Origin of the sequence: Bartonella vinsonii subsp. berkhoffii ATCC 51672 (genome assembly GCF_902825225.1) — a bacterium.
GTDB classification, from domain to species: domain Bacteria; phylum Pseudomonadota; class Alphaproteobacteria; order Rhizobiales; family Rhizobiaceae; genus Bartonella; species Bartonella berkhoffii.
Genome location: NZ_CADEAK010000140.1, coordinates 1 through 465, shown reverse-complemented (window position 1 = coordinate 465; position 465 = coordinate 1). Strand labels below are relative to the sequence as shown.

Annotated in this window: 1 protein-coding gene; it reads right to left on the bottom strand. The window is 39.4% G+C overall.

The window, feature by feature from the left end:
• Positions 1-381 (bottom strand): SPFH domain-containing protein (locus J7R10_RS08640; RefSeq protein ID WP_246787427.1); only part of this gene is annotated, 381 nt, incomplete at its 3' end.
• Positions 382-465: the final 84 nt, after the last annotated feature.

Sequence of the window (465 nt, the reverse complement as noted above, 5' to 3'; positions counted from 1 at the left end):
ACGCAAAGCGTCAATAAACCGTGGTGCAAGGTTTTCACGTGCCGCAATTTGTGGACGCCCTGAAGCAATACGCTGTAAAAACAATTTAGGATCCGTAATACGATAAATAAAGAACGCATCCACTTCGTAATAAGCACCCCCACGAACTTGTACCGATTGCGTAGGAACATCGTAACGCAACAAGCGATTATCCACCACAATCATCTTATCCACAAAGGGCATTTTCGAATAAATTCCAGGATTAGACTCCACCTTAACAATTTGACCAAAACGCTTAATTGCCACTTGTTGACGAGGATAGACAATAAAAAGTGACATCCATAAAATGATCAAAAGAAACATTATAGTACTAAAAATAAACAAAAAACGAGACTGCTGCATTATTAGCGTCCTCCAGAAATATGAGCATCCAAGAGCGATGTCGAACGTGCTGATTTCGCTTTTGCTTTTTCTGATAAATTGTTA